The sequence below is a fragment of the Winogradskyella sp. genome (assembly GCF_013213975.1).
Taxonomy (GTDB): Bacteria; Bacteroidota; Bacteroidia; order Flavobacteriales; family Flavobacteriaceae; genus Winogradskyella.
This window is the reverse complement of sequence record NZ_JABSST010000036.1, coordinates 1-17,862: the sequence shown is the minus strand read 5'-3', so window position 1 is coordinate 17,862 and position 17,862 is coordinate 1. Positions and strand designations below refer to the sequence as shown.

General features: G+C 34.7%; 15 protein-coding genes and 1 pseudogene. 4 read left to right on the top strand and 12 right to left on the bottom strand.

The genetic code is table 11. The features are described 5' to 3' along the window. Positions 1–110: 110 nt before the first annotated feature. Positions 111–4,787, top strand: coding sequence for a LamG-like jellyroll fold domain-containing protein (locus HRU49_RS07205; RefSeq protein WP_296355623.1), 4,677 nt, complete (start codon positions 111–113; stop codon positions 4,785–4,787). A gap of 361 nt (positions 4,788–5,148) precedes the next feature. Here the strand turns inward: HRU49_RS07205 and hisS are convergent, their stop codons facing one another. After that, positions 5,149–6,519 (bottom strand): histidine--tRNA ligase, encoded by a 1,371-nt coding sequence (gene hisS, locus HRU49_RS07200; protein WP_296355621.1) that lies wholly within the window; start codon positions 6,517–6,519, stop codon positions 5,149–5,151. Between the two features lie 132 nt (positions 6,520–6,651). On the opposite strand from hisS, the gene HRU49_RS07195 reads away from it, so the two are divergent. After that, positions 6,652–7,893, top strand: a complete 1,242-nt coding sequence (locus HRU49_RS07195; protein ID WP_296355620.1) for an ABC transporter permease — start codon at positions 6,652–6,654, stop codon at positions 7,891–7,893. A 168-nt stretch (positions 7,894–8,061) separates the two neighbouring features. Here the strand turns inward: HRU49_RS07195 and HRU49_RS07190 are convergent, their stop codons facing one another. The 5 genes from HRU49_RS07190 to rpsF form a co-directional block, all read right to left on the bottom strand. Next, the gene (locus tag HRU49_RS07190; RefSeq protein WP_296355618.1) at positions 8,062–8,535 is read right to left on the bottom strand and encodes a DUF6495 family protein; all 474 of its coding nucleotides are present in this window, start codon (positions 8,533–8,535) and stop codon (positions 8,062–8,064) included. Positions 8,536–8,546: 11 nt separating this feature from the next. Continuing rightward, positions 8,547–9,416, bottom strand: a complete 870-nt coding sequence (locus HRU49_RS07185; protein WP_296355616.1) for a glycerophosphodiester phosphodiesterase family protein — start codon at positions 9,414–9,416, stop codon at positions 8,547–8,549. Between the two features lie 64 nt (positions 9,417–9,480). Continuing rightward, the gene (gene rplI, locus HRU49_RS07180; RefSeq protein ID WP_296355614.1) at positions 9,481–9,933 is read right to left on the bottom strand and encodes a 50S ribosomal protein L9; all 453 of its coding nucleotides are present in this window, start codon (positions 9,931–9,933) and stop codon (positions 9,481–9,483) included. A gap of 12 nt (positions 9,934–9,945) precedes the next feature. Then, positions 9,946–10,245, bottom strand: coding sequence for a 30S ribosomal protein S18 (gene rpsR, locus HRU49_RS07175; RefSeq protein ID WP_296355644.1), 300 nt, complete (start codon positions 10,243–10,245; stop codon positions 9,946–9,948). Continuing rightward, the gene (gene rpsF, locus HRU49_RS07170; protein ID WP_296355643.1) at positions 10,245–10,583 is read right to left on the bottom strand and encodes a 30S ribosomal protein S6; all 339 of its coding nucleotides are present in this window, start codon (positions 10,581–10,583) and stop codon (positions 10,245–10,247) included. The genes rpsR and rpsF overlap by 1 nt, the downstream gene beginning before the upstream one ends. A gap of 199 nt (positions 10,584–10,782) precedes the next feature. On the opposite strand from rpsF, the gene HRU49_RS07165 reads away from it, so the two are divergent. Then, on the top strand, positions 10,783–11,478 hold the full coding sequence (locus tag HRU49_RS07165; protein WP_076620930.1) for a LytTR family DNA-binding domain-containing protein: 696 nt from the start codon (positions 10,783–10,785) through the stop codon (positions 11,476–11,478). Between the two features lie 79 nt (positions 11,479–11,557). On the opposite strand, the gene priA is transcribed toward HRU49_RS07165, so the two are convergent. Genes priA through nadC form a run of 4 tightly spaced genes read right to left on the bottom strand, consistent with a single transcriptional unit; the run spans position 11,558 to position 16,226 of the window. Continuing rightward, positions 11,558–14,011, bottom strand: a complete 2,454-nt coding sequence (gene priA / locus HRU49_RS07160; protein ID WP_296355612.1) for a primosomal protein N' — start codon at positions 14,009–14,011, stop codon at positions 11,558–11,560. Then, the gene (locus HRU49_RS07155) at positions 14,011–14,433 is read right to left on the bottom strand and encodes a DUF2147 domain-containing protein (protein ID WP_296355610.1); all 423 of its coding nucleotides are present in this window, start codon (positions 14,431–14,433) and stop codon (positions 14,011–14,013) included. Before HRU49_RS07155 ends, priA begins: the two co-directional genes overlap by 1 nt. Then, positions 14,426–15,367 (bottom strand): YihY/virulence factor BrkB family protein, encoded by a 942-nt coding sequence (locus HRU49_RS07150; protein WP_296355608.1) that lies wholly within the window; start codon positions 15,365–15,367, stop codon positions 14,426–14,428. Before HRU49_RS07150 ends, HRU49_RS07155 begins: the two co-directional genes overlap by 8 nt. A 1-nt stretch (position 15,368) precedes the next feature. Then, positions 15,369–16,226, bottom strand: a complete 858-nt coding sequence (nadC, locus tag HRU49_RS07145) for a carboxylating nicotinate-nucleotide diphosphorylase (protein ID WP_296355606.1) — start codon at positions 16,224–16,226, stop codon at positions 15,369–15,371. Positions 16,227–16,317: 91 nt separating this feature from the next. Between nadC and rlmH the strand changes: the two genes are divergently transcribed. Next, positions 16,318–16,791, top strand: coding sequence for a 23S rRNA (pseudouridine(1915)-N(3))-methyltransferase RlmH (rlmH, locus tag HRU49_RS07140; protein WP_296355603.1), 474 nt, complete (start codon positions 16,318–16,320; stop codon positions 16,789–16,791). Between the two features lie 31 nt (positions 16,792–16,822). Here rlmH and raiA read toward each other — a convergent pair whose 3' ends face one another. Together raiA and HRU49_RS07130 are read right to left on the bottom strand one after the other, a co-directional pair. Beyond that, complete coding sequence (gene raiA, locus HRU49_RS07135; protein WP_296355602.1) at positions 16,823–17,122, bottom strand: ribosome-associated translation inhibitor RaiA; 300 nt, start codon at positions 17,120–17,122, stop codon at positions 16,823–16,825. Positions 17,123–17,203: 81 nt separating this feature from the next. Next, positions 17,204–17,862 (bottom strand): annotated as a pseudogene (locus HRU49_RS07130) (alpha-N-acetylgalactosaminidase); the annotation flags it as partial.

Genomic DNA, 17,862 nt, shown 5'->3' with positions numbered 1-17,862 from the left:
GATGTATTTCATCGATTTTTTTTGCGTCTTATAGGTGTTATTTATAAGTTAGCACTCGATAGTCCCAACTATTAGCATCGATTTAGCCCCAAATCTAAATTTAACCGCTTATGAAAAAGACTACCCTCATACCAAAAAAAGGGTGGCTAATAGTATTAGGCTATCTTCTGAGTGTAAACTTCGTTTTTTCGCGGAGTAACAATTCTACTATTTCAAATTCTGCAAACGATTTCGAAAGACTTGCCGTTGTATATTCTTGCGGTAGTACAATTATTCATAGTGCAGACTTTGAATCGGGTCTTGATGGTTGGACATCAGGAGGTTCTGATGCCTCACGAGAAAATAACACGACTTGGTCTTACGGTGGTAATTATAGTTTAAGAATTAGAGATGATGATGCTTTAGGTTCTGCTTCATCCTTCGATTCGCCTGCTTTTAATTTGTCATCTTACGACAAAGTTGATTTTAAATTTTTCTTTGCACCGAAGAGTGTTGAAAACACTGAAGAATTTATGATAGAATACAGCCATGATAACGGCTCCACTTGGACCACTGTAAAGGTTTTTGAAGGTGGTAATATCGATGACCAATCCGCAGATTTTGAAACAACTTCATCAGTCATTTTTTATGGTAAAATAGTTACGATAAAAAGTACGGATTACACATTCCCTTCATCAACAAAATCTAAATTCAGAATTCGCTGCAATGCCAATAATAACGATGATCAAGTTTTTATTGACGATATTACAATTACAGGAGTAACTTACTGTAACCCATCTCAGGCACCAGGTGGAGTAACAAGTTCCTTAGACCTATGGCTTAAGGCTGATATGATTAATGGTATTAATGAAACAACCGACGGAAATCCAGTAAGCAAATGGGTTGATAATGGGAAAGGAAATAATGCCGAGACCATGGTTTCTGGTCAAGAACCCGTTTATCGCAATAACAGTACATCAAATTTTAACTTTAATCCAGTGATTGAATTTGAAAATGATAATACTACAGCAAGTTCAGATATGACTTATATAATAAGTAATGGTAGTCGTCATGAACTCACAGGTACTGGAGGTTTTAACAGTGATGACATTTTTGTTGTTTTAATTCCAGATCCCAGCATAACTACTTCAATGACGCCATTAGATACCTTCACTAGTATTGATCAAACCTCTAACAACTCACAAAACCCAGATGTTACAGGTTTCGGATATGGTAATTATTCTGCAAGATTTTCAAATGAACGATTTGCATATTGTATTGGAACTTCCGCCAGTTATGGAAGAGCTACCAAGGACGCTAATGTTAATTTTAACCAAATTCATATTATTAATACACGCCATAATAATTCCAATACAGGTGCCAATCTTTATATAAACAATAATCAATTCGGAACCACTACTGCAAATTCAGGCTCTTGGGCCAATAATGATAATACAAAATTTTGGTTGGGAAGAAGTCAGTACTGGAATGGAAGCTTTGATGGAAGAATAGCTGAAATAATAACTTACTCGTCAACCAATAACGATAATGATTTAACCCAAGCAAGAAATAGAATTCAATCCTACTTAGCTATAAAATATGGTGTTACTCTCGGTAGTAATGGAATGTCTCAAGACTATGTTGACAGCGATGGTACTGTTATTTGGGATCAATCTGCAAATTCAGGATATAATTATGATATCGCTGGAATCGGTCGCGATGATGTTTCAGAACTAAATCAGAAACAATCTAGAAGTTCTAATAACGCGTCAGATATAACTGGTAGAACACAAGGTGTAGTTACTATTGGTATCTCAGATATTTATGACACTAATAGCGAGAATAAGAATTCGAATAGTGCAGTATTTGATGATAAAGAATTTCTTATGTGGGGTAATAATGGTGTCGACCTGGACCTTTCAGCGACACCAATAAGTGTTGATATGAGCTCTGGAGTTATTAATTTAAACACCCAAGTAAGTTTTATCAGTATGCAACGCATTTGGAAGGTCGTTGAAAACGGTGGAGATATTCCAACTGTGAAAATTAGAATAGAAGAACAAGCCATAAGGAATATTTCTCCACCAGGATCCTATTACATGTTTATTTCCGGAACCGAGGTATTTGATACTAATTCAGATTATCGATTATTAAAAAGTGATGGTAATGGAAATTTACAAACAGATTATGACTTTAATGGTACGACTTATATCACATTTGGATATGCGCCAGAGGTTAATGTAGAACGATCTGTATACTTTGATGGATCAACTGACTATGCTGATATGGAAGATAATTTAGATTTGAATCCAGGGGGATTTACCATTTCTACATGGGTTAAAAGAGATGCCACTGATTCTGGAACGAAGTCAATACTATCAAAAAGACCTACGTCCTTTTCAGAAGGATATGACTTATGCATTTTGGACAGTAATAAAATTCAAATGCGTTGGAAAAATGGAACAGATCAAAATTTATCAACAGTTACCTCAATACCAGACGACCAATGGCATCATATAGCAGTAGTTTATGATGGAACAACAGCATATATTTATATTGATGGTGTTCTTGATAATTCAGAAAATAAAACTGAACCCGTTAGTAGTCATAATCCATTCTTGATAGCTGCAGCTGGAAACGGATCCACTATCCAGCATTTTAAAGGAAATATAGACGAAGTTAGAGTTTGGAGTGCCGCATTAACAAATGATCAATTACGATTTATCATGAATCAAGAAATCCAAAATAATGCTGGTCAAGTTTTAGGTAATGAGCTTCCTTCATCCATCACAAAAAATGACATCAATGCTATTCCTTGGGTTAACTTGGAAGGATACTATCCGATGTCAACATTTACTTACACTAACACTGTAGATGCTTCTGGTAATGGTATTGATGGCGTGCTTCGTAATTTAGATACCGTAGATAAACAAACTGCCCCACTGCCTTACGCGTCCAACCAAAATGGAGATTGGAATACCAGCGCTACTTGGGTTAACGGTAATATGCAGTCAATACCAGGAAGTACATCGATTGTAGATTCAAATATTACAGTAGACTGGAACATAGTTAAAATATCACATGATGTAACATTAGATAATTCAACTTTACCTTTTAACAAAAACAATAACAGAGAATTATTAGCTTTATATATTGACTCGAATGAACTCATATTGACCGGTAACAACAGTGACAAGTCTGGAAACGGCATTACCATTTCTCATTACTTAAGTCTTAATGGAAAATTAGATCTAGAAGGCGAATCACAATTAATTCAGACTGAAAACAGTGATCTCATTGTAGGTTTAAACGGGAAATTAGAAAGAGACCAACAAGGTACTGCAGATACCTTTACATATAATTATTGGTCTTCACCAGTTGGTGAAACAAATACAGGTTTAAACGACTATAGCTATTCTGTTCAAGACATTATGCAAGATGGAGACATACCTGTTAACTTTTTAGGATCAGGTTACAACGGTGCAGCATCGAGTCCTATTCAAATTTCAGATTACTGGATATGGAAATTTGCAGATTTAACTAATGATGACTATTCAGCTTGGCAACACATAAGAGCAAGCGGAACCATACACGCAGGAGAAGGGTTCACAATGAAAGGACCAGGAACTGGATCCATTGTATCAGAGCAAAATTATGTATTCAATGGTAAACCAAATAATGGTGACATAACTTTAACTATTACTTCAGGAAATGAATATTTGGTAGGTAATCCTTATGCCTCTGCATTAGACGCCAATGAATTTATAAATGATAATCCTAATTTATCAGGAACACTATATTTTTGGGAACATTGGGGAGGAGGCTCTCACATTCTTCAAGAATATCAAGGTGGATACTCATTGTACAATCTGTCAGGAGGTGTGCCTGCACCAGCACCAGACCCTGATGTAGCACAAGTTGGAGTTGGCACTAAAACTCCAGGACCATACGTACCTATTAGTCAAGGCTTTTTTGTTACTGGGACTAGTACAGGTACCATAAACTTTCAAAATGATCAACGTGCTTTTCAAAAGGAAGGTAATTCTAATTCAGTTTTTTTAAGAACATATGTAAATCCAAATAGTACACTAAATACGGCATCTAATGACAATAGAATGAAGTTTAGACTAGGATTTAATGCGGGTTACAATATGCAACTTCATCGTCAAATTCTATTGACTATAGATGAAAATGCCACCCCTAATGTAGATTGGGGCTATGATGGTAGGCTCAACGATAATCAAACCGATGATATGTTTTGGGTACTAAATAATGAAAAGTACATAATTCAAGCAAGTAATGATAATGAATTAAATGATGCTTATCCAATAGGAATTAAAGTAAATGAAGATGGAATTAATTCTATAACTATAGATCAATTAGAAAATATTGAAGATAACATCAATATCTACGTCCATGATATTGAATTAAATTCATACCATAATTTAAGAGATAGTGATTATGATATTTTCTTGTTAGCTGGCGAATACCTGAATCGATTTGAAATTACATTTGACTTCAGCGAATCACTAAGTATTGATGATAAAAACGAAAAATCTATTGACATATTATACTCTAATCATAAACAAAAACTAATTTTATTAAACCCTAATCAGATTGAATTAGAATCAATTGAATTTTATAATTTACTAGGACAATCTGTTAATAAAATAAATGATATTTCGGAGAGAGGTTACTCTGAATATAAAGTGAATCAACTTAGTACTGGAGCCTATATCGTAAAGTTAAATACTTTAAGCGGTTCAATATTGACAAAAAAACTAATAATAAACTTAAATTTTAAATAAAAACCTTAATCTTAACCTCATAAAAGCATGTCTTAATAACACTCACTTTTATAATTGCAACCTCGCTATTTTCAAAGGACTTTAATGTGTAATATATGCAAAACGCTACTGGCAATTCTAGCAGTGCTTATACTCGTTTCGTGCCTATTTCATCTTTAAATAACGCATTTGATATACCAAAATTATGGCTTGGATCTTTTAACAAATACAAGAAAATGGCATTCAGCGCAGCTATCTATATGGTAAGAGCAGAATCAGCGAATGCTCAGCACTCACAAAAAATTAGATTTAATTAAAGATAGTTTTTTTCGATTAGTTAGTAAGGAGAAAAGTCTCGACCATCTCTTCGGTTAGACTTTTCTCATTTTAAAGCTTCAACTAAAGTTTCAAAATCGCATTTATCTTGGCTCCCAGACTCCATATTTTTTAAAACAAATAAACCATTTTCTAATTCCTGCTCTCCAACAATAACCACATATGGAATATTACGTTTATTAGCATGTGCCATCTGTTTCTTCATTTTGGCCGGATCCGGATACAACTCCGCTTTAATTCCCTGACTTCTGAGTTGTTTAATAGCTTTAAAACACGCCAATCCTTCTTTTTCCCCAAAATTAATGAACATGACCTTGGTTGCCTCTGTTATTGTTTTAGGGAATAAGTTCAATTCTTCTAGGACAAGATAAATTCGGTCCAAACCAAAACTAATACCTACCCCACTTGTGTCAGGCTTTCCAAAAATGCTGGTTAAGTCGTCATAGCGACCACCACCACCAATAGAACCCATGTCCACACCTTCTGGTGCAGAAACTTCAAAAATAGCACCTGTATAATAATTAAGACCACGTGCAAGGGTCACATCTAATTTTAATTGCGCTGTACTTAACTGAAGTTCTTTAATAGCGTTATCAATAAACGCTAACTCTTCTATACCTTTTAATCCATCACTTGAAGATGCTAATATCGATTTTAAGCTCTTAATCTGATTACTAAAATCACCATGCAGAGAAAATAGAGGCTGAAGTTTTCTAATACCATCTTCAGAAATGCCTTTTCCAAGCATTTCTGCTTTTACCTTATCCTCTCCAATTTTATCAAGTTTATCCAAAGAAACAGTAAAATCAATGAGTTTATCTTGAGCGCCAATAACCTCAGCAATCCCATATAATATCTTTCGGTTGTTAATTTTTATAGTTACGCCTTTAAGGTTTAAAGCCGTAAAAACAGCATCATACAATTGAATAAATTCTACCTCCTGAAAAAGAGACTTTGAGCCTACAACATCTGCATCACATTGATAAAATTCTCTAAAACGTCCTTTTTGTGGTCGGTCTGCACGCCAAACAGGCTGTATTTGGTAGCGTTTAAACGGAAACTCAATGTCATTTTGGTGCTGAACCACATATCGCGCAAAAGGTACTGTTAGATCATAGCGAAGTGCTTTCTCAGATATTCTTGGGGTTATCTTTGACTCAGAACGTGAATTGTAATCCTCATCAGCAACTTTGCGAAGGTATTCTCCACTATTTAATATCTTAAAAATTAAGCGATCACCTTCATCACCGTACTTTCCCATTAAGGTATCAGAGTTTTCAAAACTTGGTGTCTCTATAGGCTGAAAACCAAAGAGTTGAAATTGTTCTTTTATAGTTTCTGTAACATAAGAACGTTTTGCAACTTGTTCTGAATTAAAATCTCGAGTACCTTTAGGAATACTTGGTTTTTGAGCCATTTACCAGTTAAATTTTCACAAAAATATTATAATTTTTATAGGCAAACCTAAGTAATTTCATTTTTATAGTAACTTTATGCTGTTTGTAGCGTCTTATCCATGTAAACTAATAAACTAACGGTATAAAAAACCATGTTTTCACTAGCTAGAGAGAATTTTAAAATTGCTTTTGGCTCAATTAAAGGCCAATCCCTACGTACTATTTTAACTGTATTAATTATTGCTATTGGTATTATGGCGCTTGTTGGCATTTTAAGCGGTGTGTCTGCTCTTGAAAATACAATCTCTGGTAGTTTTTCATCCATGGGAGCCAATACGTTTAACTTTCAACGTTACGAATTTAAATCGCAACGTCAAAGTCGTAGAGAACGTCAAAAAATCAACCCCGTTATTAGCTATAGAAACGTTAAAAATTTTGTAGACAATTACGACTACCCTTTCACTAAAGTGGCCATTTCATTCTACGGGACTTTTATTGCTGAAGTAAAATATGAAAATGAAAAAACGGATCCCGAAGTACGTGTCTTGGGGGCCAATGAGCATTTTATCGGTAATTCTGGATTAGAGTTAGAAAGTGGTCGTGGACTTAATTATTTTGATATCGAAAACAGTAACTCAGTCTGTGTTATTGGAAGTGATTTAGTAAAGGCCTTGTTTGAGGATGTGAATCCTATTGATAAAACCATTAGTGTTAGGGGTTCTAAATTTAAAGTGATAGGAACTTTAAAGGAGAAAGGGTCTACCTTTGGTAATAATCAAGATTTACGTGTTATAGTGCCAATTCAAAAGGCCAGATCAATTTTTACCAGTCCAAATATTAATTACACCCTCAGTGTAAAAGTTGAAAAGAATGATTTGCTAGAAGGTGCTCAGGAAGAAGGAATAATAACCTTTAGAAATATTAGAGGTCTTAGCCCAGTAGAAGACAATAATTTTGGGATTGAACGCAGTGAAGATCTTATTAATCGTGTTGCTGAGAATACAGAAACCTTATATTGGGCTGCTTGGATTATTAGCATCATTACTATTTTTGGCTCTACCATTGCCCTAATGAATATTATGTTAGTTTCGGTTAGTGAACGTACCCGAGAAATCGGAGTTCGTAAAGCATTAGGTGCAAAGCGTCGAACAATAGCATTTCAGTTTTTTATCGAAACAGTGCTTATAGGTCAATTTGGGGGAATTTTAGGAATTGCCCTCGGGATTTTGATTGGTTGGGTTGTATCTTACAACTTTGACTTAGCATTCTCTACTCCATGGGTCGCGATGATTTGGGCTACTAGTATTGCTTTTATAGTAGCTGTAATTTCAGGATTATATCCTGCAACTAAAGCAGCACGTCTCGATCCTATCGAGTCCTTAAGGTATGAGTAATTTACTCTTAGGAATAATACAGTTTTGAAAAACTTGTACGCGGATGAGGTAGACAAGTCCTATGACTAATCAGATAGCTTTCGAAAAAAGTTTAGAAAAAAAGAGACCCTGTTATACGCATTAAAGAACATCGTCAAAAATACCAGGGTTTTAATAAAACACCTTGAATTACTGACGCATTAACGACTCAAAGTACTGAAATAATTCACCTTTTGTGATATTGGCTCCTTGCTGGATTAATTTAAAAATATCTTGGTGTTTATCTTCAGAATAGTCCTTCTTAGCATTAAAAAATTCAATATCATCAGACAATAAATTATCACGTAACCATTGAAAACCTTCTTTTGTAGTGAGATCAACCTTGTCCTCTTTTAGCTTTAAGGCAATAAGATGCATATCTTTATCTCTGCATTTAAATAGATGTATTTGATTTGATGATATATGTTCTAAATAATCAACTTTCTTCAATACACCATACCAAACCAAATCACTGAATACATCCAATTCTTGTTCTGCCGCTTCTGGTTTATTCTTTTTAATACCCTCCCACTCGTCTGCTGTTATAGACTGAGTTGCCAAAAAATTGATGAATTCTTGGTGCAATTCTTCAAATTGTTCTTTTGTTAATCTTGTGTACTTCATTATTTCAATACTTAATTAATAGCTTCATGGGCTTCAAATGGTCTGTCTGTTGCTATGATATCAGCACCAAATTTATGCCATCTTTGGTACATATCATGACCTCTAACTTCTGCCTGTTTATCTAAGTTTCCTAAAGTTCCCAGAATACAAACAATATCTTCTTCATGCAGTCTTTTATATAAAGAAGGATTAGATAATCGGGTTCCGGTAAAGGCCAGCATGTTTTCTGTAGGTATATCAGTTTCTAAGAGCCTATCAATTTCTGTGTGATTTCTGGTAGAAACAGATAATAATAACTCAGGTGCCAAAGCGTAAGCTGATGTTGCTTGTTCTACATCGTATGTTATAATAATACTTATATCTTCTGCTTGTTGTGATTTTATGGCATCTATGACGTGTTTTTGTGGTGTTCCACGCTTAATATCTACTGTTAATACAACATTATTAGACTTACACCATTTTAAAACATCAGAAAACAGCGGAATTTGGAAATCTGTTACATTACCAAAGTCATCCACAAGATGATACCGTTGCAATTCTGAATAAGATAAATTCTTTACTAAACCATTACCGTCAGTAGTTCTATCTATGGCGCTATCATGCATAAGCACCAATTGCCCATCTTTAGTTTGCGCGACATCAATTTCAAAAATAGCAGAAATACTGTCACTTACATACTGTATGGTTTCTAGTGCATTCTCAGGATAATCCTTTAATCCTTTCCCACCACGATGTACACTAATATTAGGATAGGAATCTTTTGAAACTCTGAAAACTTCGACTAGCTTTGATTTTGCAGTGGATGATGATGGTGTTTCTTCTTTGGCATCTTTACACCCAAAAAAAACAATCACAAACAATAAGAGAAAGTGTTTTTTCATAACAGAATTGAATAAAAAAACCGCTTAGAAAACTAAACGGTTTTAAATAATCTTTAGATATAAATTATTTTTTCTCTGCAACTACCTCAAATGGTAAATCTACAGTTACTTCTCTATGCAATCTGATAACCGCATTATATTTTCCTAAACGCTTAACGTTACCACCGATTACATTTATGTATTTTTTATCTACTTCGTGACCAGCTTTTTGTAATGCATCTGCAACATCAATATTGTTTACAGAACCAAATAACTTATCACCAGTTCCCACTTTAGAAGCAATTTTCACTTCTAATTGTGCCAATGCATCAGCAGTTTTTTGCGCTGCTTCAATGATTGACTTTTCTTTAAAGGCACGTTGCTTTAAAGTCTCAGCTAACATTTTCTTTGCAGAAGCCGTAGCCATTACAGCGTGACCTTGAGGAATTAAAAAGTTTCTACCATAACCGTTCTTAACTGTTACAATATCGTCTTTAAATCCTAAATTTTCAACGTCTTGTTTTAATATAAGTTCCATTGTTATGATATTTTATTTTAATAAATCAGCAACATATGGCATTAAAGCTAAATGTCTAGCTCTCTTTACAGCCACTGATACTTTTCTTTGATACTTTAAAGACGTTCCTGTTAAACGTCTTGGTAATAATTTACCTTGTTCATTTACAAAACTTAATAAAAAATCTGCATCCTTATAGTCTACGTACTTAATGCCAGACTTTTTAAAACGACAGTACTTCTTTGCTTTAGAAGTTTCTATGTTAAGCGGAGTTAAATATCTAATTTCTCCGTCTTTTTTTCCTTTTGCTTGTTGTTCTATAGATGACATAATTACGCTTTTTGTTTGTTTCTATCTCTTCTCTTATCAGCCCAAGCCGCAGCGTGCTTGTCTAATTTCACAGTTAAGTAACGCATAAAACGCTCATCACGTCTAAACTCTACTTCTAATTGCTCGATAGTTTCACCAGCAACATTGTAATCAAATAAGTGATAAAAACCACTTTTTTTGTTTTGAATTGGATACGCTAATTTTTTTAAGCCCCAATCTTCTTTGGCAATCATCTTAGCACCTTTAGAAGTCAAAAAATCTTCGTACTTCTTTACTGTTTCCTTTATCTGATCTTCAGATAAAACGGGATTTAAGATGAAAACAGTTTCATAACGATTCATAATATTTCTTTTGTTTATTGTTAAAACGGCTGCAAAAATAAGGATTAATTCTAATTCTGGCAATGTTTTTGAATGTAAACTTACAAACAATTAATCTCTAAAGGATTATGTTAAATTTTACACTTTGTCGGTAAAATTTGTTTTTTAACCGAAATTATTGTAGTATTGTCGATATCTTAACCTAATAAATATTAATGTTATGACTTTAAACTGTGTAGTTGTTGATGATTCTGCGATTCAACGTCTCTCTATAGTAAAGTTAATTGAGAATCATTCCTCGCTTAATCTTATTGCAGAGTACAGTAGTGCGTTAGAAACAAAAAACGGTCTTAATACACATAAAGTAGATCTTATCTTCTTAGACATAGAGATGCCAGTGTTAAACGGTTTTGAACTTCTAGATGTACTCAACAACAAACCCCAAATTATTTTTGTTACCGGTAAAACAGAATATGCTTTTAAAGCATTTAATTACGACGCTACCGATTATCTTCAAAAACCAATCACTAAAGAACGTTTTAATACAGCTGTTGAAAAAGCTATTGAGCAGCACAAATTAAAATTAGATTTTAATGAAACTGACGGTGAACACATCTTTGTAAAGAGTAACCTTAAAAAACGTAAAGTTTATATTAAGGATATCAAATGGATTGAAGCTTTAGGCGATTATGTAAAAGTCGTAACAGAAGAAAACAGCCTTGTAGTGTTATCTACAATGAAAGCTTTTGAGAAAGAATTACCTGAAGGAAAGTTTTTAAGAATTCACAAATCCTACATTGTGAATTTAGACAAAATTGACCGCTTTAACAGTAAAAACGTTGAAGTAGGTGCTTATGAAATTCCATTGAGTCGAAATAAAAAGACCCAATTAGTTGATGCTCTAAATAATATGTAACAATATTACGCATCGCAAAATGGCTTAGAGCACATTGATATAAATAAATCCTGATAGAAATGTCGGGATTTTTTTTGTTTTAATAGTTATCTACATTCAAAATCACACGAACAGACCTAAAATCTTTTACTGCATTAAAGCTATTATCAATCTTCAATATAGCGGCTTTGGTTTTAGCCAATGACTGCTGCTGTGGTATTTTAACCAGAATGTTTTTATTGAAAAGGTTTCGTATTCTTGATATTGGAGGGAATTCAGGACCTAGGACATTGGCTTTAAAGACTTGTCGCAGCGATTTTGCATACCAATCTGCCGCAAGATTAACGCGATTGTAATCTTTATGCTTTAAAGTGATCTTAATCAAACGGTATATGGGTGGATATTTATAATTGTAGCGATCGTTCATTTGCTCAGTATACATGTCTTTAAACGCATTAACAGATACTTGTTGTAAAATATTATGGTGCGGATTATAGGTCTGAATAAGCACCTTCCCTCTTACATCGGTACGTCCAGCGCGGCCAGATACTTGTGCCATAAGTTGGTAACTACGTTCATGCGCTCTAAAATCAGGAAAGTTTAGAAGGTTATCTGCATTCATAATACCAACCAACTTTACATATCTAAAATCAAGACCTTTGGTGAGCATCTGTGTCCCAACCAAAATGTCAATATCGCGTTGCTCAAAACTCGTAATAATCTTTTCAAAACCATATTTACCACGCGTTGTATCCAAATCCATACGAGCGACTTTATGATCTGGAAATAGTACCTTTACTTCTTCTTCTATTTGTTCGGTACCAAATCCTTTGGTGTCTAAAGTAGCATTGCCACAAGCTTCGCACGATTTAGGCATAATGGTGCTAAACCCACAGTAATGGCATCGTAGCTGATCTCTGTACTGATGGTAGGTTAAACTCACATCACAATTTGGACATTGTGGCGAATGCCCACAAGTGGTACACTCAACAATTGGTGAAAAACCACGTCTATTCTGAAATAGAATAATTTGAAAGCCTTCCTCTAAAGTTTCGGTCATTTCTTCAATCAGTCGGTCCGAAAAATGACCTTTCATGCGTTTACGCTTGTATTTGTCTGCCAGATCCACCAATTCAATGTCTGGCATCAACACATTGTTATAACGCGTGGTAAGCTCTACCAACCCATATTTACCTTGACTGGCATTAAAATAGCTTTCTAAACTTGGTGTCGCAGAGCCTAAAAGTGTTTTAGCTTCATGCATAGCACCTAAAACAATGGCTGCATCACGCGCGTGATATCGCGGAGCAGGATCAAATTGCTTATAGGATTGCTCATGTTCTTCATCGACGATAATTAACCCAAGATTAGAAAATGGCAATAACAAGGACGATCGCGCTCCAATAATCACCTGAGCTTTCTCAGAATCTTGCAATAAATTATGCCAAACCTCAACTCGCTCATTGCCAGAATAGCGACTATGAAACACAGCAACTTTCTCACCAAAATAGTCTTGTAAACGTTGGACAAGTTGTGTTGTTAAGGCAATTTCTGGTAATAAGTACAATACTTGTTTGTTTGTATCTAACTGCTCCTCAATGAGTTTTACATATATCTCTGTTTTCCCAGAAGAGGTCACGCCATGTAATAAAGTGACAGCTTTTGTCTTAAATGCTGTTGTAATCTCTTCATAAGCAGTTTCTTGAGCATCAGAGAGCTGTTTCGATGCTGAAACACCTTCGCCCTCAAACTGCACACGGTCCGTTTGCACATAGTATTCATCTAGAATGCCTTTATCTATGAGTGCTTTGATCACAGCTGTAGAGGTTTGACTGCGCTTGGTAAGATCTGTGACTTTAATAGGTTTATTTTCTGAAGCTTCGAGTGTAAATAAGCTCAAAAGGACTTGGCGCTGCTTTGGAGCGCGACTTAAGGAATCTAATAAGACTTGAAGATCAGATTCATTTGTATAATCTGAATGTAACTTTACATAACGCACCAATTTAGGTTGATACTTTTCGTATAGTTCTTCATGCAAATGCAATATGCCCTTCTCAACCATGCCTTTAATTACAGGAAGCACCCGCTTTTTATCCAAAATAGAAACGACATCCTGAATTTTTAAAGCGCTTTGGTATTGTAGAGCCTCATAGATTAAAAACTCATCATCCTTAAGACTTGTATCTTTTACCTCAGCGGCTTCATTTTTTAAAATAATAGTTTCGCTTTCTAGAATAAAGGCATTAGGCATTGCTGCGCGCATTACCTCGCCCAAACTACACATGTAATACTTAGCAATCCATTCCCAATGGTTTAATTGCTTTTGGGTAACCACAGGAATCTCATCTAAAATTTGATGAATGGTTTTAGGCTCATAAGCCATTGGCGGTGAGTTGTGAACCTTGTAAGCTAAGGCTGTATAAATTTTACTCTTTCCAAATGGTACAGACACTCGCATGCCAGTTTTTAAAAACTGGGCTTCGGCTTTAGTAATATGATAAGTAAAGGCTTTTTGGAGTGGAATGGGTAATATGACGTCTAAAAAATAGGTCACTATCTAACACGTTTCCAGTATTGTGTTTTATAAAATAAGCCAACATAACCCCTTACTTGTATGGTTTCATTACCATCTTCTAACTTTAAACGACATTTGTATTCTTTACCATTATTTGGGTTTAAAATCGTACCACCTTCATAAAGATCATTATTCTTTTCTAAACCATCAATAATTACCATTCCAATAATAGGTTTGTCTTTTTTAGAACCTTTGCATCTAGTGCATAAAGGATTATTTTGTTTTGGATGTATTAGCTTAATTATTTTACCATAGATTTTACCATCATTTTCATAAATCTCTACGATCGATTTTTCTTTTCCTGATTCATCATCAATGGTTTTCCACTTGCCCAAAATACTTTGCGAAAAGGATAGGTTTAAACCAAACAAAAACAAAACTGTAAATAGGTACTTAGTCATTTTTAGATTTTAATTTATGTAAACGTCTTAAGGAGGCATTAAGCTCATACCCTAAAAGTAAAATATTAGAGTTTAACCAAAGGTATATGAGCAAGATTAATAAGGCGCCAATAGAACCATATAATTTATTATACTGAGAAAAATTATCAATATAAACACCGAATAGGTAAGACGTCAAGATTATTAGTAGTGTCGTAAGTAAAGCGCCAACTGAGAAAAACCGCGTGTACCGTCCCTCTTTTGTGCCAAAATAGTACAAGGTGGCTGTAGCTAGATACACCATCAGAACAAAAAACAAATATTTCACTACTGCAATCCATTGCTCTGACGTAGCTTTTTCAGTTTCTAGTGCATTATTTAATGGAGTGATGATGTAGATCTGTGTATACCCAAAAAAAGCAACAGTAAGTAAAACCAAGACTACCAAAATTAAGGCAACGCCTAAGGCATACAAATACTGTTGAAAAACGTTACGCGTGAGTTGTTCGTGATAGGAATTCTCAAAACCAGAAAACACAGCATTAACACCATTAGCCATTAATAGCATAGATAAGATAAAAACAGAAGACAGCAAACCTGCCCCGCCACCGCCACTGATGTTATCGAAGATATTAGATATAAAAAATTCAGAGGTCTGTGGGGGTAAAAAAGATTGAAGAAAATCTAGAAATTCCTCTTGAAAGCCTTCTATTGGAATAATTGGAATGAGGATAATTACAAAAAGTAAAAATGGAAAGATTGCTGTGAAAAAGCTAAATGCAATAGCACTTGCTCTCGTTGTTAATGTTCCTTTTACAATCCCTAAAACATATAATTCTAATAAATCATAGATGGACAAACCCTCAAATCCAGGCAACCTAATTTGTTTAAAAAAGCGCACAATGAGGCTGATAACCGGAATCTTATCAAGCTTATCTTCTATAGGCTTTGTCATATTACACGGCCTTTAGGCTTAAATCCATATTACAAACAGAATGTGTTAATGCCCCTGAAGAAATGTAGTCCACACCGCACTCTGCATAATGTCTTACAGTATGTTCATTAATCCCACCTGACGATTCTGTTAAACATTGATCCCCTATAAGTTTTACAGCTTTTCTTGTATCCTCATAATTAAAGTTATCAATTAAAATTCGGTATACTCCACCGCAACCAAGAATTTCTTGAATTTCGTCAAGATTACGCGCTTCAACAATAATTTTAAGATCTCTGCTGGTATCCGTTAGGTATTGCTTGGTAAGGTTAATTGCTTTAGCTATCCCACCAGCAAAATCAATATGGTTATCCTTAAGCATAATCATATCGTATAAGGCGAATCTGTGATTTTCGCCTCCGCCAATTTTTACAGCCCATTTCTCGAGGGCTCTAATTCCTGGAGTAGTTTTTCTAGTATCTAAAATTTTAGTTCCTGTGCCTTCTAATAAATCTACGAAAGTTTTTGTTTTGGTGGCAATAGCACTCATACGTTGCATAGCATTTAACACCAAACGCTCTGCCTTTAAAATCGACTGAGAAGCACCCTCAACATAAAACGCTATATCACCATGTTTTACAGCTGAGCCATCAGCAATAAATGTTTCAACCATCATATCTGGATCTACATATTGAAATACCTGTTTTGCAAATTCCACACCAGCAATTATACCTTCATCCTTAACTAAAAGCTTGGCCTTACCTCTGGCTGTTACAGGTATACAAGCCAGAGAACTATGATCACCATCACCAACATCTTCTCTTATGGCATTGGCTATGATACCATCTATTTCTATCTCGAATTGTTCTTTTGAAATCATCAACTATCTTATTTAACGTAAAAATAGGAATTGATAGAATAAAACTTCAAAAACTAAATACCTATTTCTAAAAAAGTATAACTTTGAAATTATGAATATAAAACTAATTGCTATTGGTAAGACAGATAACAAAAATCTTAAGACGCTTATTCAAGATTATCAAAAACGTCTTGGCCATTATATTAAGTTTGAATTTGAGTTAATTCCAGATATTAAAAACGTAAAACATCTCACCGAAGCCCAACAAAAAGCGAAGGAAGGTGAGCTGATACTTGCTAAGACTCAAAAATCGGATGTGCTCATTTTACTCGATGAAAATGGTAAGCAAATGGATTCTGTCACCTTTTCAGGCTATTTACAAAAACATATGAATTCTGGTATTAAAACCTTAATTTTTGTGATTGGTGGTCCTTATGGATTTTCAGATGCTATATATCAACGTGCTAATGGTAAATTAGGCTTATCCCAAATGACTTTTTCGCATCAAATGGTTCGTTTATTTTTTATAGAACAGCTTTACCGTGGCTTTACTATACTAAAAAACGAACCCTATCATCACAGATAAGATCCGTTTCTTTTATATCGGTAAAGTCTTATTAATAGACTTTATAGGTATCTCTTCGTTTCTCGAGTTGTTTCTTTAAATCGCGAATGGCCTCATTCACTGCTGCCTCATAGGTGCTTTCATTAGACATCGCATAAATACGTGGTCCTGGTAAACTCAATTCAATATTACACATCTTTCCAGCATTATGGTCTTTATCATCATGCTTCACATACACTTGGGCAGAGATCAGAAATTCGTTCTTGTTACTTAGTTTTTCTAATCGCTCTTCAATGTAAGCTGAAAGTGTTTCACTTACATCGGTGTTTACATACTGAAAATTTACTGTCATAGTTTCTAAATATTAAGATTCTTATTTCTATACATAAGATACGAAATTTTGAGTATTCTATCAATAAAAACAATCATAACATTAGGAAATAATCTTCAGTGGTTTGGTGGTCTTCCAATTACCTCTAGTAAAATCTGGAAACTCCTGAGGCGCTCCTCCATTAGCCACAGATTGTTCACTCAAAGGCGACACTGCACTCCAAAAACAACCTTCATATACATTCTGATCTAATGGTAACCCTTTTTGCAAACACTCCACAATACGGTAGACCATAATACCATCCATACCACCATGACCACTACCCTTGGCTGCTTGATTTAAACGTTTATAAAGCGGATGATCATATGTTTCGTATAATGCTTGTAGTTGTTCGCCTTGAATCCATCGATGATGATCCTCCGTTATACCTGCGAAACCTCCATCAAAAGCTGCTCTTGTTGGAAAGCCTGCTAAAATTCCTTTAGTCCCTTGGACTAAATTATGACGCGAATAGGGTCTCGGACTTGTTTCGTCCCATTGTACCATAATGGTTCTTCCCATATTCGTTTTTATAATCGATGTATTTAAATCTCCACCTTTAAAATCTAATTGATTCCATTTATGATCAATCGGGTAATTTTTTTTAGCATATAATTGTCTTCCTAGAGCTTGGGTAGAATAAGAAACAATACTATTAAATGTGTCATCTTGTCTTGCTAAATTCATGTATTGCGATACTGGACCAAGACCATGAGTTGGAT